This window comes from Georgenia faecalis (assembly GCF_003710105.1).
Classification (GTDB): domain Bacteria; phylum Actinomycetota; class Actinomycetes; order Actinomycetales; family Actinomycetaceae; genus Georgenia_A; species Georgenia_A faecalis.
Genome location: NZ_CP033325.1, coordinates 1,872,846 through 1,895,070, shown reverse-complemented (window position 1 = coordinate 1,895,070; position 22,225 = coordinate 1,872,846). Strand labels below are relative to the sequence as shown.

20 protein-coding genes and 4 tRNA genes are annotated in these 22,225 nt (G+C 73.1%); 9 read left to right on the top strand and 15 right to left on the bottom strand.

Annotated elements, in window-relative coordinates; genetic code table 11:
* Positions 1–28 precede the first annotated feature (28 nt).
* On the top strand, positions 29–1,096 hold the full coding sequence (locus EBO36_RS08270; RefSeq protein ID WP_122825546.1) for an iron chelate uptake ABC transporter family permease subunit: 1,068 nt from the start codon (positions 29–31) through the stop codon (positions 1,094–1,096).
* Complete coding sequence (locus tag EBO36_RS08265; RefSeq protein WP_122824186.1) at positions 1,093–1,848, top strand: iron ABC transporter ATP-binding protein; 756 nt, start codon at positions 1,093–1,095, stop codon at positions 1,846–1,848. The genes EBO36_RS08270 and EBO36_RS08265 overlap by 4 nt, the downstream gene beginning before the upstream one ends.
* Before the next feature lie 37 nt (positions 1,849–1,885).
* Here the strand turns inward: EBO36_RS08265 and treZ are convergent, their stop codons facing one another.
* The 3 genes from treZ to glgX are packed head-to-tail and all read right to left on the bottom strand — an operon-like array spanning position 1,886 to position 8,297.
* Positions 1,886–3,664 carry a malto-oligosyltrehalose trehalohydrolase gene (gene treZ, locus EBO36_RS08260; RefSeq protein ID WP_122824185.1) on the bottom strand — a complete coding sequence of 593 codons (1,779 nt, stop codon included), beginning with the start codon at positions 3,662–3,664 and terminating at the stop codon, positions 1,886–1,888.
* Entirely contained in the window at positions 3,661–6,174 is a 2,514-nt protein-coding gene (gene treY / locus EBO36_RS08255) for a malto-oligosyltrehalose synthase (protein ID WP_122825544.1), read from the bottom strand. Before treY ends, treZ begins: the two co-directional genes overlap by 4 nt.
* 2 nt (positions 6,175–6,176) lie before the next feature.
* The gene (glgX, locus tag EBO36_RS08250; RefSeq protein WP_122824184.1) at positions 6,177–8,297 is read right to left on the bottom strand and encodes a glycogen debranching protein GlgX; all 2,121 of its coding nucleotides are present in this window, start codon (positions 8,295–8,297) and stop codon (positions 6,177–6,179) included.
* Between the two features lie 140 nt (positions 8,298–8,437).
* Between glgX and EBO36_RS08245 the strand changes: the two genes are divergently transcribed.
* On the top strand, positions 8,438–9,058 hold the full coding sequence (locus EBO36_RS08245; RefSeq protein WP_122825543.1) for a hypothetical protein: 621 nt from the start codon (positions 8,438–8,440) through the stop codon (positions 9,056–9,058).
* A 95-nt stretch (positions 9,059–9,153) separates the two neighbouring features.
* Entirely contained in the window at positions 9,154–10,260 is a 1,107-nt protein-coding gene (locus tag EBO36_RS08240) for an NAD(P)/FAD-dependent oxidoreductase (protein ID WP_122824183.1), read from the top strand.
* A 3-nt stretch (positions 10,261–10,263) separates the two neighbouring features.
* On the opposite strand, the gene EBO36_RS08235 is transcribed toward EBO36_RS08240, so the two are convergent.
* Both EBO36_RS08235 and EBO36_RS08230 read right to left on the bottom strand, forming a co-directional pair.
* Positions 10,264–11,616: an AI-2E family transporter gene (locus EBO36_RS08235; RefSeq protein ID WP_122824182.1), complete on the bottom strand. Its 1,353-nt coding sequence runs from the start codon at positions 11,614–11,616 to the stop codon at positions 10,264–10,266.
* A gap of 107 nt (positions 11,617–11,723) precedes the next feature.
* Complete coding sequence (locus tag EBO36_RS08230; protein WP_122824181.1) at positions 11,724–12,746, bottom strand: zinc-dependent alcohol dehydrogenase family protein; 1,023 nt, start codon at positions 12,744–12,746, stop codon at positions 11,724–11,726.
* Positions 12,747–13,055: 309 nt separating this feature from the next.
* Here EBO36_RS08230 and EBO36_RS08225 point away from each other — a divergent pair, with 309 nt between their 5' ends.
* Positions 13,056–13,532 carry a PH domain-containing protein gene (locus tag EBO36_RS08225; protein ID WP_122824180.1) on the top strand — a complete coding sequence of 159 codons (477 nt, stop codon included), beginning with the start codon at positions 13,056–13,058 and terminating at the stop codon, positions 13,530–13,532.
* Positions 13,533–13,545: 13 nt separating this feature from the next.
* Here the strand turns inward: EBO36_RS08225 and EBO36_RS08220 are convergent, their stop codons facing one another.
* From EBO36_RS08220 to EBO36_RS08200, 5 genes are all read right to left on the bottom strand, one after another.
* Positions 13,546–14,538 carry an epimerase gene (locus EBO36_RS08220; RefSeq protein ID WP_122824179.1) on the bottom strand — a complete coding sequence of 331 codons (993 nt, stop codon included), beginning with the start codon at positions 14,536–14,538 and terminating at the stop codon, positions 13,546–13,548.
* A 76-nt stretch (positions 14,539–14,614) separates the two neighbouring features.
* A complete protein-coding gene (locus EBO36_RS08215; RefSeq protein ID WP_122824178.1) occupies positions 14,615–15,082 on the bottom strand; it encodes a hypothetical protein in 468 nt (155 codons plus the stop codon).
* Between the two features lie 92 nt (positions 15,083–15,174).
* The gene (locus EBO36_RS08210; RefSeq protein WP_122824177.1) at positions 15,175–15,654 is read right to left on the bottom strand and encodes a hypothetical protein; all 480 of its coding nucleotides are present in this window, start codon (positions 15,652–15,654) and stop codon (positions 15,175–15,177) included.
* Positions 15,655–15,721: 67 nt separating this feature from the next.
* On the bottom strand, positions 15,722–16,204 hold the full coding sequence (locus EBO36_RS08205; RefSeq protein ID WP_122824176.1) for a hypothetical protein: 483 nt from the start codon (positions 16,202–16,204) through the stop codon (positions 15,722–15,724).
* A gap of 171 nt (positions 16,205–16,375) precedes the next feature.
* Entirely contained in the window at positions 16,376–16,816 is a 441-nt protein-coding gene (locus EBO36_RS08200; RefSeq protein WP_127572046.1) for a hypothetical protein, read from the bottom strand.
* A gap of 383 nt (positions 16,817–17,199) precedes the next feature.
* Between EBO36_RS08200 and EBO36_RS15985 the strand changes: the two genes are divergently transcribed.
* Complete coding sequence (locus tag EBO36_RS15985; protein WP_387967932.1) at positions 17,200–17,538, top strand: GNAT family N-acetyltransferase; 339 nt, start codon at positions 17,200–17,202, stop codon at positions 17,536–17,538.
* A 142-nt stretch (positions 17,539–17,680) separates the two neighbouring features.
* Here EBO36_RS15985 and EBO36_RS08190 read toward each other — a convergent pair whose 3' ends face one another.
* The 5 genes from EBO36_RS08190 to EBO36_RS08170 form a co-directional block, all read right to left on the bottom strand.
* Positions 17,681–18,163, bottom strand: a complete 483-nt coding sequence (locus EBO36_RS08190; RefSeq protein WP_122825542.1) for a GNAT family N-acetyltransferase — start codon at positions 18,161–18,163, stop codon at positions 17,681–17,683.
* A 372-nt stretch (positions 18,164–18,535) separates the two neighbouring features.
* Positions 18,536–18,610: transfer RNA gene (locus tag EBO36_RS08185), tRNA-Val, on the bottom strand.
* A 22-nt stretch (positions 18,611–18,632) separates the two neighbouring features.
* Positions 18,633–18,703, bottom strand: a tRNA-Cys gene (locus tag EBO36_RS08180).
* A gap of 36 nt (positions 18,704–18,739) precedes the next feature.
* Positions 18,740–18,812: transfer RNA gene (locus tag EBO36_RS08175), tRNA-Gly, on the bottom strand.
* Between the two features lie 198 nt (positions 18,813–19,010).
* Positions 19,011–19,742 (bottom strand): SGNH/GDSL hydrolase family protein, encoded by a 732-nt coding sequence (locus tag EBO36_RS08170; RefSeq protein ID WP_122824174.1) that lies wholly within the window; start codon positions 19,740–19,742, stop codon positions 19,011–19,013.
* Between the two features lie 230 nt (positions 19,743–19,972).
* On the opposite strand from EBO36_RS08170, the gene EBO36_RS08165 reads away from it, so the two are divergent.
* The 3 genes from EBO36_RS08165 (at position 19,973) to EBO36_RS08155 (ending at position 22,215) form a co-directional block, all read left to right on the top strand.
* Positions 19,973–21,106 (top strand): chorismate-binding protein, encoded by a 1,134-nt coding sequence (locus tag EBO36_RS08165; RefSeq protein WP_122824173.1) that lies wholly within the window; start codon positions 19,973–19,975, stop codon positions 21,104–21,106.
* Positions 21,107–21,253: 147 nt separating this feature from the next.
* A complete protein-coding gene (locus EBO36_RS08160) occupies positions 21,254–22,093 on the top strand; it encodes an aminotransferase class IV (protein WP_122824172.1) in 840 nt (279 codons plus the stop codon).
* Between the two features lie 47 nt (positions 22,094–22,140).
* A tRNA-Val gene (locus EBO36_RS08155) sits at positions 22,141–22,215 on the top strand.
* The last annotated feature ends 10 nt before the right edge of the window (positions 22,216–22,225 follow it).

Genomic DNA, 22,225 nt, shown 5'->3' with positions numbered 1-22,225 from the left:
CGTGACCGGACCGCTCACCGCGACCGACATGACGTCCGCGACCCCGGCCGCACCGCCGGCCGTGCCGGCGGTGCGCGCCGGCGACGCCGGACGGTCCCGCGAGTCGGGGCCGCTGCCCTCACGGCGGGCCCGCCTGCGCTACCGCATCGTCCTGTCCGTGCTCGTCGTCCTCGCCCTCGGCCTCGCCGTCGGCATGATCACCGTCGACAACCCCATGCCGGCCGGCTCCGACGGCTTCTGGACGATCGCCCGGATGCGCGTCGTCACCGTGGTGGTCATGGCCGTCGTGGCCGTCTCCCAGGCGATGGCCACCGTCGCCTTCCAGACGGTGACGAACAACCGGATCATCACGCCGTCGATCATGGGGTTCGAGTCGCTGTACGTGGCGGTCCAGACCGCCTCGGTCTACTTCTTCGGGATCGCCGGCCTCGTCGCCCTCCAGGGCCTGCCGCAGTTCGTCCTGCAGATCGCCGTCATGGTGGGGCTGGCGGTCGCCCTCTACGGGTGGCTGCTCTCCGGGCGGTACGGCAACCTCCACGTGATGCTGCTCGTCGGCATCGTCATCGGCGGTGGCCTGGGAGCGGTGTCGAGCTTCATGCGGCGCCTGCTGTCCCCGAGCGAGTTCGACGTCCTCTCGGCGCGCATGTTCGGCTCGATGGCGAACGCGGACGCCGAGTACCTGCCCGTCGCCATCCCGCTGGTCCTCGTGGCCGGCGGGCTGCTGCTGGCCCGCTCGCGCCGCCTCGACGTCGTCGCCCTTGGGCGGGACATCACCCAGAACCTCGGCATCCGGCACCGCGCCGAGGTGATGAAGGTGCTCCTCCTCGTCTCGATCCTCATGGCGGTCTCGACGGCGCTCGTGGGGCCGATGACCTTCCTGGGCTTCCTCGTCGCCACCCTCGCCTACCAGCTGGCCGACACCTACGACCACCGCCGGGTGTTCCCGGTGGCGGCCCTCCTCGGCTTCGTCGTCCTCGCGGGCGCCTACTTCGTCATGAAGCACGTCTTCTACGCGCAGGGCGTCGTCTCGATCATCATCGAGCTCGTGGGCGGCTCCGTCTTCCTCCTCGTCGTCCTCCGGAAGGGCCGCCTGTGATCACCCTGAGCAAGGTTCGCAAGGACTACTCCGACGAGGTGACGATCGGCCCGGTCGACCTCGAGATCCCCGCCTGCGGCGTCACGGCGCTCATCGGCCCGAACGGCGCCGGGAAGTCGACGCTGCTCACGATGATCGGGCGGCTGCTCGGGATCGACGAGGGGGTCATCGAGGTCGCGGGGTACGACGTCTCGAGCACGAAGTCGGGCGACCTCGCCAAGGTGCTGTCGATCCTGCGCCAGGAGAACCACTTCATCACGCGGCTCACGGTCCGCCAGCTCGTCGGCTTCGGGCGGTTCCCGCACTCCAAGGGACGGCTCACCAAGGACGACGAGGCGATCATCAGCGAGGCGATCGACTTCCTCCAGCTCCGCGAGCTCGAGCACCGCTACCTCGACGAGCTCTCCGGCGGCCAGCGCCAGCGCGCGTACGTGGCGATGGTGCTGTCCCAGGCCACCGAGTACGTCCTGCTCGACGAGCCGCTCAACAACCTCGACATGAAGCACTCCGTGGAGATGATGAAGCACCTGCGCCGCGCCGCGGCGGAGCTCGGGCGGACCATCGTCATCGTGCTGCACGACATCAACTTCGCCGGGCACTACGCGGACCACATCTGCGCCGTCAAGGACGGGCGGGTCGTCGAGTTCGGTCCGCCGGCCGAGATCATGACCGACGAGGTCCTCACCCGCGTGTTCGACACCCCGGTCACCGTCGTCCCGGGGCCCAACGGGCCGCTGGCCTGCTACTACTGATGCGGCGCGGGCCGGAGCCCGCGCCGCACCAGGGAGGTCAGGCCAGGCGGACGATGGCGACGCCGTGCCCGGGCAGGCGCACCGTGCGGCCGCCGGCCGTGGCCGGCTCCCAGGCGAGCAGCACCTCGGTCGCCTCGCGCGGGACGGGCACGTCCTGCGGGGCGTCGGAGGCGTTGACGACGACGGCGAGCGACCCGCGGTCCATGACCAGCCACGACTCGTCCTCGGCGACGTCGACGGCGGCGCGGCGGCCCGAGTCGACGTCGGGCTCGGCGCGGCGCAGGGCGACGAGGTCGCGGTACCAGGTGAGCAGGCGGGCGTGGTCGGGGGAGTCCGGCTCCGCCCAGTCCAGGCGGCTCTCCTCGAACGTCACGAGCGCCTGGGGGTCGGGCACCTCGATCTCGCCGCCGTAGAGCTCGGCCCAGCCGTGCGAGCCGAACTCGCGGGCGCGGCCCTCGCTCACCGCGGCGCCCAGCTCGGGCTCGGTGTGGTCGGTGAAGTACTGGAAGGGCGTGCGCGCGCCCCACTCCTCGCCCATGAAGAGCATGGGCGTGTACGGGCCGAGGAGGACGACGGCGGCCGAGATCGCCAGCTGGCCGCCGTCGAGGACGCGGGTGGGCCGGTCACCGACGGCGCGGTTGCCCACCTGGTCGTGGTCGGAGGCGAAGACGACGAACCGGCGGGTGTCGACGTCCGCCGGGACGGGCGAGCCCCAGACCTGGTCGCGGAACTCGGAGAACTCCCCGTCGTGGACGAAGACGTCGGTGAGCGCCTTGCGGAGCACCTGCGCCGGCCCGAAGCTCACGTAGTAGCCGTGGCGCTCCCCGGTGAGGAACGCGTGCAGCGCGTGGTGCACGTCGTCGTCCCACTGGGCCGTCATCCCGCGGCCGCCCTGGTCGGTCGGGGTGATCATGACGGCGTCGTTGAGGTCGGACTCGGCGATGAGCGACAGCGGCCGGCCCACGCTCGCCTCGAGGGCGGCGACGGCGTCGGAGAGCTCGGCGAGGATGTGCCGCTCCGAGTCGTCGATGAGGGCGTGGACGGCGTCCAGGCGCAGGGCGTCGATGTGGAAGTCGCGCATCCACCGCAGCGCGTTGTCGACGATGAACGCCCGGACGGGGCCGGCGTCCGGCCCGTCGAGGTTGACCGCTGCGCCCCAGGGGGTCTCGTGGCGGTCGGTGAAGTACGGCCCGAACTCGCCGAGGTAGTTGCCCGAGGGGCCGAGGTGGTTGTAGACGACGTCGAGGCACACGGCGAGGCCGCGGGCGTGGGCGGCGTCGACGAAGCGCTGGAGCGCCGCCGGGCCGCCGTAGGCCTCGTGCACCGCGTACAGGGCCACGCCGTCGTACCCCCAGCCGCGCTGCCCGGGGAACGCGGCGACGGGCATGAGCTCGACCATGTCGACGCCGAGGGCGGCGAGGTGGTCGAGGCGCTCCACCGCGGCGTCGAGCGTCCCCTCGGGAGTGAACGTGCCCACGTGGAGCTCGTAGATGACCGCCCCGAGCGAGGACCGGCCGGCCCAGTCGCCGTCGGACCACGCGTGCTCGGTGGGGTCGAAGGCGCGCGAGGGGCCGTGGACGCCAGCCGGCTGCCAGGGGCTGCGCGGGTCGGGGCGCGGGTCGCCGCCGTCGAGCCGGAAGGCGTAGTCGGTGCCGGCGGCGACGGGCGCCGAGGCCCACCAACCGCCGTCCTCGGCGCGCATGGGCGTGCGCTCACCGGCGACGTCGAGCTCGACGGTGCGGGCGGCGGGCGCCCAGACGCGCAGGGGCGCGGTGCCGCTCTGGTCCGGTCGGTGGGCCGTGGCGGTGGTGGTCACGCAATCTCCAGGAGGGCGACGGGGTGGCGGGAGAGGAGGTCGGCCAGGCGCTGGGTGCCGCCGTCGACGACAGTGCCGGTGAGGGTGTCGCGCCAGCGTCCCTCGGGCAGGACGACGGTGCTCTCCCCGAAGCCGCCGAGGGCGTCCAGGCCGACGCTGAGCCGGGTGAGGAGGGCGACGGCCCGGGGGCCGCCGGAGTCCGAGCGGGCGTAGGCGACGGCGTGGCCGGTCGAGGTGGGCAGGGGCGCGTACCGCGCGTCCGGGCCCACGAAGGCGTCCGGGTGGCGCCGCCGGAGGCGGAGGGTGGCCGCGGTGAGGGCGAGCTTGGTCTCGTCGAGGTCACCCGGGCCCTGACCGGCGTCGAGGCGACCCAGCCGGGCGTGCAGGCCCGCGAAGTCCACCGGCCGGCGGTTGTCCGGGTCGACGAGCGAGGTCTGGGTGATCTCGCTGCCCTGGTAGACGTCGGCCACACCCACGAGCGTGAGCTGGGCGAGCTTGGCCCCGAGCACGGCGGCGCGGACGTGGCGGTCGGTCTGGGCGACCCACTGCTCGAACGCGGCGACGACGTCGGGGTGGGTGAGCAGCGCCGTCGCGTAGGCGAGGAGCTCCTCCTCGCGCGTGGTGGCCGGGTCGGTCCACGTGGTCCACGACTTCTGCTCACGCACCGCCTTGGTGAGGTACTGGGTGAGCCGCTCCGCGCTGATCGGTCCCTCGGCGGTCCACGTGCCGGCGAGGGTCTGCCACAGGAGGTTCTCCGTGCGGCCGTCGAGGTCGGCCGGCCGGATCGGCTCGGTGGCCTCCCGCAGGGCGGTGACGAGCGCCGTCCACGGCCCGGGGAGCTCGGAGAGCACGCCGAGCCGGGAGCGCACGTCCTCGCCCCGCTTGGTGTCGTGGGTGGAGCCGGCGCTCATCGTCGCGGGGTGCGAGGCGGTGATGCCCGCGACCCAGCCGTGGAGCTCGTCCGGGCTGATGGAGAAGTGGTCGGGGGAGGAGCCGACCTCGCAGAGGCTGACGAGGTGGGTCCACCGGTAGTAGGCGGTGTCCTCGACGCCCTTGGCCATGACGGCGCCGCACGTCTGCTGGAAGCGCACGACGAGCTCGTCGCGGCGCGCCTCGCGGGTGCGCCCGGCGCTGCCGACCTCGCGCCCGAGGATGAGGTCGACGACGACGTCGAGCGTGTCGTGCCGGTCCGGCTCGAGGCGGCCGCGCGCGACCTCCGCGACCTCGAGCACGGCCCGCTCGCTCGTCGCCGGCGGGTGCTCGCCGGGCACGACGTACGCGCGGTACCGGTCGAAGGCGACGAGCAGCTCCACGACGCAGTCCTGCAGCGAGCGGAAGGTGTGGTCGCGCAGACGCACGTCCCCCTCGCACAGCTCGGAGAGGATGGTCGTGAGGCGGTGCACCTCGGCGTACAGCGAGGTGGCGACGATCTGCCGCTTGGAGGTCTCGACGAGCGCGGGGAGGTCGCCGGGGGCGTCTCCGGTGAGCTGCTGCATGAGCGAGCCGAGCCCGACGGCCCCGGCGGGGTCGGTGAGCAAGGCCTGGATGCGCCACGCGGCGTCGTACCCGGTGGTGCCGGCAACGGGCCAGTCAGCGGGCAGCTCCTCCTCGCCCTCGAGGATCTTCTCCGCCGCCACCCACGCCCCGCCGGTCGCCTCCGACAGGCGCTGGAAGTACCCGCGGGGGTCCGCGAGGCCGTCCGGGTGGTCGATGCGGAACGCGTCGATGTGCCCGGCGCGCATGAGGTCGAGGAGGAGGGCGTGCGAGGCGTCGAAGACCTCGGGGTCCTCCACCCGGATGGCGGCGAGGGTGCCGACGTCGAAGAACCGGCGGTAGTTGAGCTCCTCGTCGGCCACCCGCCAGTACGACAGGCGGTAGAACTGGCGCTCGACGAGCTCGGCGAGCGGCAGCTGCTCGGTCTCCGGGCGGACCGGGAAGATGTGGTCGAAGTAGCGCAGGACCGCCTGCTCGCCGAGCTCGGGCTCGGTGGGGATGACGGCCCGGTCGAGGACCAGCTCGCCGGCGGCGAGGACCGCGCCGATGCGCTGGCCGAGGACCGGCATGAGGATGCCGGAACGGTCGTCGTCGAGCTCGACGTCGAACCACGGCGCGTACGGCGACGCGGGCCCGTGCTTGAGCACGGACCACAGGGCCCGGTTGTGCCACGCGGGGGTGGGCACGGCCATGTGGTTGGGGACCACGTCGACGACGACGCCGAGCCCGGCGGCGTGCGCCGTGCGGCTCAGCTGCTCGAAGGCCTCCCGGCCCCCCATGACGTCGGAGATGCGGTCGTGGTCGACGACGTCGTAGCCGTGGGTCGACCCGGGTGCCGCCTGGAGGATGGGGGAGAGGTAGAGCTCGCTCACGCCGAGGTCGGCGAGGTAGGGCACCGCCGCCTCGGCCTGGGCGAAGGTGAGGTCCGGCCCGAGCTGGAGACGGTAGGTGCTCACCGGCAGGCGCTTGCCCGCCGCGGGCAGGTGGGCGCTGGAGGCCGACTCGGCGCGGGGCAGGCTCACGAGGGCTCCTCCAGGGGGGCGATGAGGAAGATGACGCTCCGGCCGGTCACGGTGATGGTGTCCCCGGGGGTGAACTCGTCGCCGGGCTGCACGGTGGAGTTGGTGTCGAGGAGCGCGAGCCAGTGGGTCGCGTACTGGGCCTCGGGAATGGTGAACTCCACCGGCCCCGCGTCGGCGTTGAGCAGCACGAGGAAGGAGTCGTCGACGATCCGCGCGCCCCGCCCGTCCGGCTCGGGGATCGCCTGGCCGTTGAGGAAGACCATGATCGAGCGGGCGTAGGAGCTGTTCCACTCCTCGTCGCGCATGTGCTCGCCGCTGGGGGAGAACCAAGCGATCTCGCCGATCTCGGACTCCCCGCCGTGCGCCGGCACACCGGCGAAGAACCGGCGGCGGCGGAACACGGGGTGGTCCGCGCGCAGCCGCACGAGCCGGCGGGTGAAGTCGAGCAGCGCGGTGCGCTCCTCGTCGAGGTCCCAGTCCACCCACGAGAGCTCGTTGTCCTGGCAGTAGACGTTGTTGTTGCCCTGCTGGGTGCGCCCGAGCTCGTCGCCGTGGGCGATCATCGGCACGCCCTGGGAGAACAGCAGCGTGGCGAGGAAGTTGCGCTGCTGGCGGGCGCGTACCTGCCGCACCTCCTCGTTGTCGGTCGGCCCCTCCTCGCCGCCGTTCCACGAGCGGTTGTGGGACTCGCCGTCGTTGTTGTCCTCGCCGTTCGCCTCGTTGTGCTTCTCGTTGTACGTGACGAGGTCGCGCAGGGTGAAGCCGTCGTGCGCGGTGACGAAGTTGATGGAGGCGACGGGGCGTCGGCCCGAGTGCTCGTAGAGGTCGGAGGAGCCGGTGATGCGGCTGGCGAACTCCGCGAGCGTCGACGGCTCGCCGCGCCAGTAGTCGCGCACCGTGTCGCGGTAGCGGCCGTTCCACTCGGTCCACAGGGGCGGGAACCCGCCCACCTGGTAGCCGCCCTCGCCGAGGTCCCAGGGCTCGGCGATGAGCTTGACCTGGGAGATGACCGGGTCCTGCTGGATGATGTCGAAGAAGGCCGAGAGCCGGTCGACCTCGTGCAGCTCGCGGGCGAGGGTCGAGGCGAGGTCGAAGCGGAACCCGTCGACGTGCATCTCCTCGACCCAGTAGCGCAGCGAGTCCATGATCATCTGCAGCGTGTGGGGCGAGCGCATGAGCAGCGAGTTGCCCGTGCCCGTGGTGTCGAAGTAGTGGACCGGGTCCTCGTCGACGAGGCGGTAGTACGAGCCGTTGTCGATGCCCCGGAAGGACAGCGTGGGTCCGAGGTGGTTGCCCTCGGCGGTGTGGTTGTAGACGACGTCGAGGATGACCTCGATGCCCGCCTCGTGCAGGGCCTTGACCATCTGCTTGAACTCCTGCACCTGCTCCCCGCGGGTGCCGTAGGCCGAGTAGGCGTTGTGCGGCGCGAAGAAGCCGATGGTGTTGTAGCCCCAGTAGTTGCTCAGCCCCTTCTCCTGCAGGTGGGGGTCGTTGACGAACTGGTGGACCGGCATGAGCTCGATGGCGGTGACCCCGAGCTGGGTGAGGTGCTCGATGACCGCCGGGTCGGCGATGCCCAGGTACGTCCCCCGGTACTCCTCGGGCACGCTGGGGTGGAGCTGGGTGAGGCCCTTGACGTGTGCCTCGTAGATGACGCTGTCGTGGTACTCGTGGGCCGGCGGCCGGTCGTGGCCCCAGTCGAAGAAGGGGTTGATGACGACGGAGGTCATCGTGTGCGGGGCCGAGTCGTCCTCGTTGCGCTGCGAGGGGTCGTCGAAGCGGTAGGAGTAGAGCGACGGGTCACCGTCAACCTGACCGTCGATGGCCTTGGCGTACGGGTCGAGGAGGAGCTTGCTCGGGTCGCACCGCAGGCCCTGCGAGGGGTCGAAGGGCCCGTGCACGCGGAACCCGTAGCGCTGGCCCGGCTGCACGCCAGGCAGGTAGCCGTGCCAGACGTGCCCGTCGACCTCGGTGAAGGCGATGCGCTTCTCGGTCCCGTCGTCGTCCAGGAGGCAGAGCTCTACCTGCTCGGCGACGCTGGAGAAGAGGGCGAAGTTGGTGCCGGTGCCGTCGAAGGTGGCGCCAAGCGGGTAGGGACGTCCAGGCCAGATCTGCATGGGCGATAGGTTCTCATTGGATGATCGTTCGCGCGCTGCGACGCCACGGCGGCGGGAGGTCCGTAGCATGGGCCGCCACCGGTCCTCGCAGGCCGGACGCGACGACGCGGAGGCGCGCGATGCTCGACCTCGATCCGGGCATGCAGACAGCCCTCGAAGTGGTGGGATGGCTGGGTTCCGCCATCGTCGTGTGGTCGATGATGCAGCAGCGAATCGTGCGGCTGCGGGTGTACAACCTCATCGGATGCGTCGTGCAAGTCTTCTACAACGGGGTGCTCGGGGTGTGGCCCGTCGTGGCCCTCAACGTGGTCCTCGCGGCCGTCCAGGTGATCAATCTCACGCGGCTGCTGCGCTACCGGCACTCCGACCGCACCTACGACGTCATCGAGACCGAGGCCGACGGCGGGTACCTCGCGCACCTCCTCGAGGTGCACCGCGCGGACATCGCCACCTACCACCCGGGGTTCCACGGGGTGCCCCCGGGCTCGCAGGCGTACCTCGTCGTCACCGGTGACGAGACCGTCGGGTACGTCATCCTCCGCGACGCGGGCGACCGCGTCGCCCAGATCGAGCTCGACTACGTCACCGAGCGCTACCGCGACTTCACGCCCGGGGAGTTCGTCTTCCGCCGTAGCGGCGTCCTGCCGAAGGCGGGGTACCGCCGCGTGGTGACCGCGCCGGGCACCGTCGAGCCCTACTACCCCAAGATCGGCTTCCAGCGGGTGGGGGACGCCTACGAGCTGGAGCTGGCCCCGGCGTGAGGCGGTGGGCCCGTCGTGTGCGGGACCTGTGCTGATGGTGTGAGGGTCCTGCCGCGCCCGCCCCGGGACGCGAGGCGCCGCCCTACGGTCGCCGCATGGACGTCGACGTGGTGGTGGTGGGGGCCGGGCTGGCCGGGCTGTACACGGCGGCCGAGCTGGGCCGGCGGGGGCACGATGTCCTCCTCGTCGACCGGCGCCCGGTCCTCACCGGCGCGATCCGCACCACCGGGATCTTCGTGCGGCGCACGCTCGAGGACTTCGCCTTGCCGGCCGCGCTCCTCGGTCCGCCGATCCGGCGGGTGGTGCTGTACCCGCCGGGGCTGCGCCGGCCGGTGACGCTGGTGAGCCGCCGCGACGAGTTTCGGGTGGCGGACATGGCGGGGCTGTACGCGTGGGCGGCCGAGGAGGCCCGGGCCGCCGGCGTCCGGCTGGCGCTGGGAACCCGGTACCTCGGCCGCGAGGGCGGCGCGGTGCTGCTCGGCGGCCCGGGCGGCCCGGGCGGCGGCCCACGGGGCGTGACGGCGGTGACGGCCCGCTTCCTCGTCGGCGCCGACGGCGCCCGGTCGCGGGTGGCCCGCGACCTCGGCCTCGACCGCAACACCCGCCTCCTGGTCGGGGCGGAGGACGTCTACCCGGTCGCCCCGGGCGGGGAGCCGACGTTCCACTGCGTCGTCGACCCGTCGCTCGCCCCCGGGTACCTCGCCTGGGTGGTCAACGACGGGCAGCACGCCCACGTCGGCGTCGCCGGCTACCCGCAGCGCTTCACCGCCGGGGTGCGCCAGACGCTGGGGCGGTTCGCCGCCGTCGCGCCGGGCCTGGCCGGGACCGAGCGCCCGCGGCACGTCGAGCGGCGCGGGGGACCCATCCCGGTGGGCGGGGTGCTGCGCCGCATCGCCGGCCCCTACGGGCTCCTGGTGGGGGACGCCGCCGGGGCCGTCTCCCCGCTCACCGCGGGCGGGCTCGACCCGTGCCTGCGGCTGTCCGCGCACGCCGTCGACGTCCTCGACGAGGCGCTGCGCAGCGGGCGACGCTCCGCCCTCGCGCGCTACGACGGCGCCGCCCTGCGGTCCCGCTTCCGCAGCCGGCTCGCGATGCGGCGGGCGCTGGCCGGGGTGCGCGGGACGGCCGTCGCCACCGGCGCGTTCGCCGGGCTGCGCACGCCCCCCGGTCGCGCCGCGGCCGGGCGCATCCTCTTCGCCTAGGGGCTACGTCGCGGGCGCCGGCTCCGCGGGGTCCGGCTTCGCGCCCGCCGGCTTCCCGGGCGGAGTCTCCTCGGTGAGCTCGGGCAGCAGGTCGTACCGGGTGCGGTACAGGTCGAGGAGCGCGAGGAGCATGGCGACCACCGGGATGGCGAGCAGCGCCCCGGCGATGCCGAACATCGCGGTGCCGAGGATGACCGAGGAGAAGCTCACCGCCGGGTGGACGTTGACGGCGCGGGCGCTGATCCGCGGCTCGATGGTGAGGTTCTCCACCTGCTGGTAGAGGACGGCCCACCCGACGACGATGACGCCCAGCCAGGGGTTGGGGCTGAGCAGACCGACGAGGGTCGGCAGGACGATGGAGATGTACGTGCCGATGGCCGGGACGAACTGGGCAACGAGGCCGGTCCACAGCCCCAGCGCCAGCCACGACGGCAGGCCGATGGCGAGGAAGACGAGGGCGCTGGCGGTGGCGTTGACGGCGGCGAGCGTGAGCCGGGCGACGACGTACCGGCCCGTCTTCTCCGCCGTCGTGTCCCACACCACGACGGTGGTCTTCTGGATCCGGGGCGGGAAGAGCGAGGCGATCCAGCGACGCAGGCGCGGGCCGTCGGCGGACAGGTAGAACAGGAGCAGGGCGAACATGAAGAAGCTCGCGACGCCGCCGGCGATGGAACCGATGATGGAGAACAGCCCACCGGCGAGCTCGCCGGCCACGCCGGCGAGGCGCTCGGACGAGAGGTCGAGGTTGCGCGTGAGGTCCTCGAAGCTGTAGCTGGTGCCGAAGCGCTGGTTGACCCAGTCGAGCAGGCTGCGGGCCGCCTCGGGGGCGCTCTGCACGAGGTTAGTCACCTGCTCGACGATGAGCTGGCCGAACAGGGCGAAGAAGACGGCGAGGAAGAGGACGATCCCGGCGAACGTGAGGCCGGTGGCCGCGCCGCGGGGCATGCGCCGGGCGAGCCAGGCGACGGCCGGCTCCATCGCCAGCGAGGCGAACCAGGCCATGACGACGATGAAAATCAGCGAGCTGCCCCGCTCCAGTACGAACTGGGCCACGATGACGAGGACGATGAGTGCGATGACCACGAGGCCGATGCGCCACACGTTCCCGGGGTCGAGCAGCACGCGGGTGGTCCTCCCTGGGACCCGCGCGCCCTCCCCGGGGGAGCCGGGACCGGCCGGGCGGGCCGGCGAGCCTGTGGCGCGCCCCGCCGCCGTGCTGCGCCCCGCCGCCGTGCTGCGCTCCGACGCCGTGCTGCGCTCCGACGTCGTGGTGCGCTCCGACGTCGTGGCGCGGGCGGCCGGCCCCGCGACCCCCGCGGCGTCCGTCCGTGCCGTCCTGCGTTGCTTTGCCCGCATCTGTGCCTCCTCGGTTCGCGCCGATCGTGCCGTACCCGCGCGGGAGCGGGGGCGCGACGCGCCCGTCCCGGCGGACTTCTTGATCAGGCGCCGGGGCGGAGGGACGGTCAGAACGTGAGGAGCACCTTGGTCGCGCGGCGCTCGTCCATGGCCCGGTAGCCCTCGGCGGCCTGCTCGAGCGGGAGGGTGAGGTCGAAGACGGCGCCGGGCTCGAGGTCGCCGGCCATGATGAGGTCGATGAGCTCCGGGAGGAACCGCCGGACCGGTGCGGGCCCACCCAGCAGGTGGACCTCGGCGAAGAAGAGCTCCGGGCCGGGGAGCTCGACGTCGTGCGCCACGCCCACGTAGCCGACGTGGCCACCGGGGCGGGTGGAGCGGATGGCCTGCATCATCGACTCCTGGGTGCCCACGGCCTCGATGACGCTGTGCGCGCCGAGGCCGCCGGTGAGCTCCTTGACCGCGGCCACGCCCGCGGCGCCGCGCTCGGTGACGATGTCCGTGGCGCCGAACCGGCGGGCGAGCTCCTGGCGGCTGGGGTGGCGGCTCATGGCGATGATCCGCTCGGCGCCGAGGTGCTTTGCGGCGAAGACGCCGAGGAGCCCGACGGCGCCGTCACCGACGACCGCCACCGTCTTGCCCGGGCCGGCCTCCGCCGCGACGGCGGCGAACCAGCCGGTCCCGAGGACGTCCGAGGCGGCGAGCAGGCTCGGCAGCTCCGCGTCGGTGGGCGTCCGGGGCGTGGCCACGAGGGTGCCGTCCGCGAGCGGGACGCGCAGCAGCTCGGCCTGGCTGCCGATCCCGCCCATCATCACCGAGTGCACGCAGCGGCTCTGGTAGCCGGCCCGGCAGATCTCGCAGGTGTTGTCGGAGGCGACGAACGAGCCGACGACGAAGTCCCCGGCCTTCACGGTGCGCACGGCGTCCCCGACCTGCTCGACGACGCCGACGTACTCGTGGCCCATGGGGCTCGGGCGCGTCACCGCCTCGATCCCGCGGTAGGGCCACAGGTCGGACCCGCAGATGCAGGTGGCGCTCAGCCGGATGACGGCGTCGGTGGGCTCGAGGATCGTGGGGTCCTCGCGCTCCTCGACGCGCACGTCGCCCGGTGCGTGCATGACGACTCCGCGCATGGTGGTCCTCCCGTGCGGCGAGTGGGTGGCCCGGGCGGGCGTCGGGTTCGGCCCGGCGTCGGCCGGTGAGCGGCCCGGGACGAGCAACGTAACACCGGGCTTCGGCACCCACCTCTGGGGGAATGGCCGTCTCGAGGTGGCGTTGCATTCGGCCCCGGAGACCGGTTCGGCGCCCCTAGGCTGCCCGCATCACACCGCGACAGGGGTCGATGACACATGCGCAAGGCACCGGCCGCCCTGGCCCTCTCCGCCGTCGTCCTCGGCGGCTGCGCCGTCATGGGCTCCGGGCTCTGAGCCCGGGGACGCTCCATGCTCAGCGACGAGGAGGACCGGCGGCCCGGGGGAGCGGCTCCGCAGTCGACGGAGGAGCCGACGTCGCAGACCTGGTTCCCCGCGCGACGGCGCCAGTGGGCGATCGGGTTCAGCATCCTGGGTGCCCTCCTGCTGTCCGCAGCGGGCGGCGGGGCCGCCGTCGCCGGGGTCAGGAGCGGCTGGGACCTCGTGACGCCGCTCCTGCAGGGCGCGAATGGCGTCGTGTGCCTGATGTTGGCGGGGCTGCACCTCGCCCTCCGGGTCCGCGCCGACCGCGCCGGGCTGCACCTGGTGGGGCCGCGTGGCACGACGACGTACCGGTGGGACGACGTCGTCGAGGTCCGCCCGAGCATCGTGCGGGGGAAGAAGACGTTCCTTGTGCTCGTCCTGCGCGACCAGCAGCTCCCGGTCGACCTGCCGATCACGGAGGAGCACCTCGAGAACGTGCGCCGCTGGCAGCCTGCGGGGCACTGACGGACCGGCGTCGTCAGGCCGCCGCGGGCGCGCCTCGCCGTCGTTCGCCGCGGGCCCGCTGGACCAGGTCGCGGGCGGCGTCGTCCCACGTGGGGTGGGCGAAGGTGAACCCGGCGTCGAGCAGCCGGCCCGGGACGACGCGGCGGCTCTTGAGCAGGAGCTCGGTGTCGGTGCGCAGCGCGAACGCGCCGACCTCGGCCATGAGCCGGGTCGCCGGCAGCGCGAAGGGTCGCCCCCAGGCGGTGCGCAGGGACCGCATGAGGTCCCGCTGCTCGACCGGGTCGGGGGCCGCGACGATGACGGGGCCATCGAGGTCCGCGCGGGCGAGGAGGAACTCCGCCGCGCGGACGAAGTCGTCGCCGTGGACCCACGAGACGTACTGGCGGCCGCCGGCGACCGCCCCGCCGAGCCCCAGGCGGGCCATCCACGAGAGGTAGTCGAAGACGCCGCCGCGGTCGGGGGTCATCACCATGGCGGTGCGCAGCGACACCTTGCGCGTGGCCGGGGTGTGGGCCATCGCCTGCGTCTCCTCCCACCGCCGGGCGATGCGCACGCTGTACTCCCAGTACAGGGGCACATCGGGCTCCTCGCCGCCGATGATTCCGCCTGCCTCGTCGTGCGGCCGGTCGTCAGGGCGGGCGCCGGCGTCGGCGTAGATGGTCGCGGTGCTCATCTGCAGCCAGGTCGCCGGGGGCCGCTCCGCGCGGGCGATCGCCTCGCCGACGATGCGGGTGGAGTCCACGCGCGAGCTCATCATCTGGCGGAGGTTGGCGTCGGTGTACCGGCAGCTGACCGTCCGGCCCGCGAGGTTGACGACGGCGTCGGCGCCGTCGAGCTCTGCCGCCCACGGCCCCAGCGTGCGGCCGTCCCACACGGCGTGCCGGACGCCGGGCTCGAGCTGCTCCGGCCGGCGGCTGAGGACGACGACGTCGTCGCCCCGGGCCGCGAGCGAGCGCCGCAGGATGCCGCCGACCTGACCGGTCCCGCCCGGGATGATGATCTTCATACGGGGAGCCTAGGGGCGCGGGGCGCTCGCGGGGGCCGTACGGGACCCGGCGGCGCTCGCGGACGACGGCGGACCGTCAGCGGTGGACGGGCCAGGCGCCGGGCCGTGGCCGTACCCACCGCGTGGCGAGCACCGTGCCGACCCCGGCCCCCGTCTGCGTCGCGCTGGCCATGGTCACCAGCACGACGGGCCACGTCGGCCTGCCCTCGCCGAGCCAGAGGAGAGCGGCCAGGGCGAGGACGAGCCCGGTGGCGACCATGCCCCACCCTGAGGCGGGCGAGGAGACCTGCACGGGCTGATCCTGCACGCGGCGCGCCGCCTGCCTACGCACCCTTCCGGCGAAGGTGAGAAGGAGGCTCCCGGCGAGCAGGAGCGGCCAGGCGGACCACGTCCACCAGGTCCCCCCGGCGGCCACGACGAAGACCGCTCCGAGGACGAGCGCCACGACTCCCGCGGCGATGAGGCCTCGCGCGCGGGGGAGCGGGGCGACGTCGACGTCCTCCGGTCGGTAGCGGCCGCTTCGTACGCCGGGGTCGATGGTCATCCGCGCAGTCTCCACCAGCGGGCGGGTAGGTGACCTGCTTTTCGGGTGCGGAACCGGGGACCCGCCGTCGCCCATGGGAGCGGCGCGGGCGGCTACGGCTCGTTGGGCCGAGCACCCGCGCGCGGGCGGATCCAGCGCGCGGCGAGGACCATGCCGACACCGAGCCCCGCGAAGAGGGGGCCGCAGATCGTCAGCAGGCGGCTGGACAACGGCTGGTCGTCCTCCATCCCGTTGATGACGCGCGCCACCTCCAGCCCACCCATGGCCAGGCCGAGGGCGACCATGCCCCACCCGCTCCAGCCCCCGCTGAGCCACACCGGGCTGCCGCGGTCCCGCCGCGCCGACGCCTTGCGCACCGTGCCCGCGACCTGGGTGGCGGTGGCTCCTGCGAAGGCGAGAGGCACCGCCAGCAGCGACCACCACGACCACCCGGCGACCGCGGCGATGGCCAGCGCGAGGAGGATGGCGGTGATCCCCGCCGCTTCCGTCCGCTTCGTGTGGGGGAGCGGGGACGCCTCGAGGTCGTCGGCGCGGTACCACCCGCCGCGGTGGCCAGTCGTCGAAGTGAGCACAGGCGCAGTCTGGCCGGGCACCCCCGGCGGCGCAGGGGTTTCGGGGGAAGGTCGATCAGGGGCAGGACTACCAGGGGCGGTAGGGACCCGTGCGACCGCGCGGGCGCACCCACCAGTCGACGAGCAGGACGCCGACCCCGGCCCCGACGAGCGCGGCGCCGATGACGTTGACCAGCGGGGTCCACCAGCCGAGCACCGCGGGGTCGCCGAGCGTGCCCGCGAGGTTGACCGTGCTGATGGCGACGCCAAGGACGATCGTCAGCCAGCCGGACAGGTGCAACGCGCGCATCATGAGGCTGCCCTCGTCGAGCCCGGCGGCATGTCGGCGTACCCCGCCGGCGAAGGCGACGAGGACGCCACCCGCGTACGCGAGGATCCACGCCGCCACGGTCCACCACGACCACCAGAAGTCACCGGCGGCCACGGCCCCGGCCGCCAACGTGACGACGAGCCCACCGACTTCGAGGCGCCTGCCGTGGGCGAGGGGGCGCGGGGGGACGGCGGTTGCCGCGCGCCGGCCGCCCGGGTCCGGTGTGGTGTGCGTGATCACGTGGGCAGTGTGCCGTAGCCCGCGGCTGGCGCGGGTCCTGCGCGCTGCCGGTGATCCGCCGTCACCACGGGGGATCTCTGGCCGCCGTTGATCGCGGATGAGTTCTTCTTCGCTTGCGCCGGTAGGACCGCTACTCCATCGCTTGCGGGCTCGAAGCGCTGTCGCTCCGGCTCAGTGGTGGGTTCCCTGGGCCGAGGGATCTTGTGGATAGTGAACGGAGCACGTGCTCCGCCCCAAGGTCCATTCGTTCCCGTTGACGGTGATCGCCATGACCGACCGTGTGCGAAGCATTCCTCGCCGCTGGCGGACTCGGCCCTCGCCAGACAAGTACGCGCGAGCGACGAGAGCGAGCTCACGAACGATCGACTCCATGTAGCTGTCATCGTCATCCTCAATGAGGATCGCGCCCACGTCGAGATCTCGGATGTCAATCTGGAACAGCCCGGTGGTCGACGCTGAGATCTCTACGGTGCGCCGTCCCGCCCCGTGCTCCGCGCTGAGAGTCACTCGACTAACGTTTCGTGCGCCGTCGGTGTGCCAGACCGCTTCCACGTCTTCGTCGAACGTGTCACGCACCACGTGTCGGAGCATGCGTTCGAGGTGTTGCGTCACCGCGGGAGTCTCGCATGGGGATTCAGATCCATGGAGGGACCGCGCCATGTAGGCAGAATGTCTTGCGCGCCTTGACCACTGCGGGCGAGGCCGCCGGCACTGAGCGCGCGAGCGTGCATAGGCTCCGGCATTCGGCCGCCACCGCTCCACGTCAAGCCGCGAACTCCGTGTTCGGTCACCCCGGAATCCCGTGGCCGCTGCCGCCGATGGCACGTTGCCGATGACGTGGCGGTGGCCGCCATGAGCATGGTCGTGAACCTCCCGCGCGCGCATCCCCGACTTCTGATGAGGTCGAGGACTCCTGTGGCCGACCGTCGATCACGAGCGGGCCGCGCGACACCAGACTGGCGTCCTCGAGCTGGGCCCACCCGGAGGCCTCGGGCATGGGCAGACCCGCACGCCGCGAACGCTGCCTACGCCGTTGGGGTGCGAGTTGCGGCCGCGACTCGTTCGAAGGCGACCGGCGCGTGGCGGTCGCCGGCTGGAGAGTCATCGCCAGCACGAGCGCGATCCGCAAGCTCTATGTCGACGACCTGGCCACGGCGGCCGCGGAGCGTTCACGCGGTCACGGTGCAGCTCTGCTTGCCGCCTTGGCGGAACGGGGACGGGAACTGGGCTGCGACGCGGTCGAGCTCGACTCCGGCGTACAGCGGCACGCCGCCCCCGCTTCTACCTCCGGGAGCGAATGGACATCACGGCTCACCACTTCACCCGGCCACTGACCTACCGCCGGACGGCCGCGACGCTGAGCACTACGACGTCTGCAACGTCGTCACGCCCCGGACCGCAGCACACGTAGATCGGCTTGAGCGCGGCCACGCACTCAGCGCGCCATGACCGGATGCATAGACGAGGTGGGCGCGGTCACCGAACCTCGGTCGTTGTTGCGCTGGAGTAGCTCGACGCGTCGTGGTCAAGAGGACGTGCCCAGGCGACCTCACGCTGCAGCTGACCGCTTTCGCGGAAGAGGCTGACTTGACGGGTGTTCGAGAGGACCTCAGCCAGTTCGTCGCGGTCGGCTGCAGTGAAGCCAAGTCGCTGCCAGAAGGGACCGGAGCGTCGGCTGAACAACCAGGCGTGCCGGGCGCCTTCGGCGGCAGCGTGTTGCAGGGCCCAGCCCGCCAGCTCCAGCCCGGTGCCGTGTCCTCGCAGGTGTTCTTCGACGGCCACGCTGCGAATGAGCGCGTGGCGCTCGTCGCTGGACAGCTCATAGCCGGCGCTGCCGTGGACCTGCCCGGAGCTATCGCGCAGGAGCCACAGGCGTACGTCGGGGTCGTCCAAGCCACTGAGGGTGAGGTCGGCTCTGGCGAGGAACTCCACCAGGTCGGGGACGTCGCCGGGGCACATCCGGGCCAGGGCAATCACGGTCACCATGCTAGGAGAGGGTGGTGAAGAAGCGCCGACCCCTCGTCCGGACAGCTACCGCGAGGGTCCCTTACGTCCGCTGCTGAGGATCCGGACACGACGGCGGCAGTCCAGACACGTGCTCGGTCGTCAACATGAGCGTGTGTCGAGCCGGCGACACCCGTTCCGTCGCCTCTTTGAGCTCCGCGTCGGATCGCCATCGCACGTAGGCAGTCCCGCACGCCGCAAACTTCGCCACTCGCCGCAAACTCTTCTCCCAGCGCGGTGGGGGTACACGTGGGGGTACGAGCCCTGGGGACAAGCAGAAGGGCCGCCCGGATCCCTCCGGACGGCCCTTCTGACCTGCGGTGATGCTGGTGGGCGATACTGGGATCGAACCAGTGACCTCTTCCGTGTCAGGGAAGCGCGCTACCGCTGCGCCAATCGCCCATCTTCAACTGTGGTGTAACCGAGGTGGCGACGGGATTCGAACCCGTGTATACGGCTTTGCAGGCCGCTGCCTCGCCTCTCGGCCACGCCACCCTGAGACTGGATGCCCACCGGGTGGTGGTGCTTCCGAGCGGATGACGGGACTCGAACCCGCGACCCTCACCTTGGCAAGGTGATGCTCTACCAACTGAGCCACATCCGCGTGCAACCTCGATCGCTTGCGCTCTCGGTGGTGCGTCCTGAACTTTAGCGGAGGTTTTGCCGAAGAGTCCAACTGGCTACCGCCCAAGACGCTGTGACGTGTCCGACGGGCGACGCGCCGGTCCGTATGCCGCCCGAGGTGCGCCGTCGTCGGTAGAGTCCGCGGCCGTTTGCCGGCCGGGCCACCGTTCGGCCGCCCCTAGTCGCTGGGGAGGGGGCCGCCGAGCGCCTCCCAGAACGCCGCGCGGACGCCGTGCGCGCCCCAGGCGTTGGGCTCGATGACCTGGCAGTACCAGAGCTCGCGGTTGTCCGGCCGGGGGTCGGGGGACGCCGGGTTGCCTGCCGCGAGGCCGTGGCCACCGAAGTGCTGGTGGATGTCGGCGATGAGGGCCCCGTGCCGGCGGGCAGCGGCGCGCAGGGTGGTGTTGAGCTCGTCGAGGACGCTGACGACGTCGGGCCATGGCGGGAGCCCGACGGCGGGGGCGTCGCCCGTGCCGTCGCTGGGGTCGTAGACCGTGCCGACGACGAGCCGCGCACCGGCGCGCGTGGACGCGCGGATCTGGCCCAGCGCGTCGTCGAGGCGTTCCCCGACCGTGCGGACCGTCCGGAGCGCAGCGGCCGTGTTGCCGTAGCTGCCGAGCACGTCGTTGCCACCGATGGTCACCGTCACCACGGCCGGGGGATCGGCCAACCGGGCGAGCGCGGGGAGCTGCCGGTCGAGCAGCGTGTCCGTCGTCGCGCCATCGGTGGCAAGCACGGACCACGGGCGCGGCCCGAGATCCGCGCCCGCCCACGCCGGGAAGTCCCCGTCGCGGTTCCGGGCCAGCAGGCTGGCGCCCCCGCGGCCCGGTCCGCCGGCGTAGTCGTCGATCGAGATCGAGTCGCCCAGGGCGACGTACGGCCCGGGCGGGATGTCGTCCAGCGCCGTCATGGTCGTCCTCCCGTGGTGCGCGTCGTCGCGCCGCGGAGCGCGGCGCCGGGTGCCTCACGCCGCACAGCCTGCTCCGCCAGGGCGCCGCGGGCCACACCACCGTGCCGTGGCGCACCGTCGCCGCAGACCTCACCGCCGATGCGGGGGGGGGGCGCCTCGCCACCGGTGCGGGGAGGCGGCTGCCGCGGACCGGACCCGGCGCGGTCACCCCGCGCGACTAGCGTGCTGTCGTGACCCACCACCGCGCCGACGACGCCGTCGCCCAGTTCCGTGGGGTCCGGGCGCGTGGGGCGGTCCAGTGCGCCGACCTGCGGGCGACGCCCGAGGTCCTGCGCGACGGCGGGTGGTGGGCCGTCGTCGCCGACTTCGACGGACCCGCGCGGGCCTGGCGGTTCGCGGACGTCGAGCGCAGCGCGCCCGATGCCCTCGAGCCGCCCGACCACCCCGGCGCGCCGTGGTCCGGCCCTGACCCCGGTTCCTGGCGCACCTCCATGGACCGGCGCCGCTACACCGATGCGGTCCGCCGCACCCGCGAGGCGATCCGCGAGGGCGACGTCTACCAGGCGAACATCTGCCGCGTGCTCTCGGCCCCGCTGGGCCGCGCCGACGCCGAGCCGGACGCTGCCGCGCTGGCCGCACGGCTCGCGGTCGGCAACCCCGCGCCCTACGGCGGGATGGTGCACGTGCCGGCGGGTTCCGGTCATCCGCCGGTGTGGGTGGTCAGCGCCTCGCCGGAGCTCTCGCTCGGGGTCGCCGACGGCTACGTCGAGTCGGGTCCGATCAAGGGCACCGCGCCCACCGCCGACCTCCTGCGCCCCAAGGACCGGGCCGAGAACGTCATGATCACCGACCTCGTCCGCAACGACCTCCAGCGTGTGTGCGCGCCGGGCAGCGTCGAGGTCGTCGACCTGCTGCGCACCGAGGCCCACCCGGGTCTGGTCCACCTCGTCTCCCGCGTGCGGGGCCGGCTCACCGAGGACGACCCGGCCCGGCGGTGGGCGGGGCTCCTCGCCGCCGCGCACCCCCCGGGGTCCGTCTCCGGGGCGCCCAAGTCCAGCGCCCTGCGCCTCATCGCGGAGCTCGAGCCCGTCGCCCGCGGGCCGTACTGCGGCGCCGTCGGCTGGATCGACGCCGACAGCGGCCAGGCCGAGCTCGCCGTCGGCATCCGCACCTTCTGGTGGGAGCCGCCCGCCGACGCTGCGGCGCCCGGGACGCTCCGGTTCGGCACCGGCGCCGGCATCACCTGGGGCAGCGACCCCGAGGAGGAGTGGGCCGAGACCGAGCTCAAGGCCGCCCGCCTCCTCGCGCTCGCGTCCAGCGGTACCGACCCCGACGCCGGAGCGGCGCCCAGCGTTTCTGCATGATCACGACGGGGGAGGGTGCGGGCAGGGGTGGCGTCCAGCGTTTCTGCATGATCACCAGGGGGGAGGGGGGAGCGGGCAGGGTCGGGGAGCGAAAGGCGGCGTGAGAGCGGCAGGCGGCCACCCGCCCACCCGTGGCAGGCTCGCGCCATGACGACGCTGCTCTGGCACGACGGCGCGGTCCTGGACGCCGACACACCGGTCGTGTCCGCGCTGGACCGGGGGATCACCGTGGGCGACGGGGTGTTCGAGACGTGCGCCCTCGTGGGCGGCACGCCGTTCGCGCTCACCCGCCACGTCGACCGCCTGGTGCGCTCGGCGACCGGCATGGGGCTGCCCGCACCCGACCCGGACCGCGTGCGGGACGCCGTCGCCGACCTCGCCGCCGCGCTGGGCCCGGTCGACGGGCGGCTGCGGATCACGTGGACCGCCGGGCCGGGTCCGATGGGGTCCGCCCGAGGCGCGGGGGAGCCCACGCTCCTCGTCACCGCCGCCGCCGCGCCCCCCGCCGGGTCCGCGCCGGTGCGCCTCGTCGTCGTCCCCTGGGTGCGCAACGAGCGTTCGCCGCTCGTCGGGATCAAGGCGACCTCATACGCCGAGAACGTCCTCGCCCTCGCGTACGCCCGGGAGCGCGGGGGCGCGGAGGCGCTGCTCGCCAACACCCGCGGTGAGCTGTGCGAGGGCTCCTCCTCCAACGTCTTCGTCGAGGACGACGGCGTCCTGCTCACCCCGCCGCTGGCCTCGGGCTGCCTCGGCGGCGTCACCCGCGACCTCGTCCTCGAGTGGGCCCGGGAGGCCGGCATCGCCGTCGCCGAGCAGACCCTGCCGCTCGACGTCGTCCACCGGGCGGGGCACCTGGCCATCACCTCGAGCCTGCGGGGCGTGGTGGCGGTGGCCGCCGTCGACGACCGGGAGCTGCCCCCGGGGCCGCTGACGACGGCGGTCGCCGAGCTGTTCACCCAGCGCCGCGCCGACGACCTCGACCCCTGACGGCGGTTCGCAGCCACCCCTTCCGGTGCGCTAACATCGGTCACCGCGGGCGATTGGCTCAGTGGTAGAGCGCCTCGTTCACACCGAGGAGGTCACTGGTTCGAACCCAGTATCGCCCACCACCGCGGACGG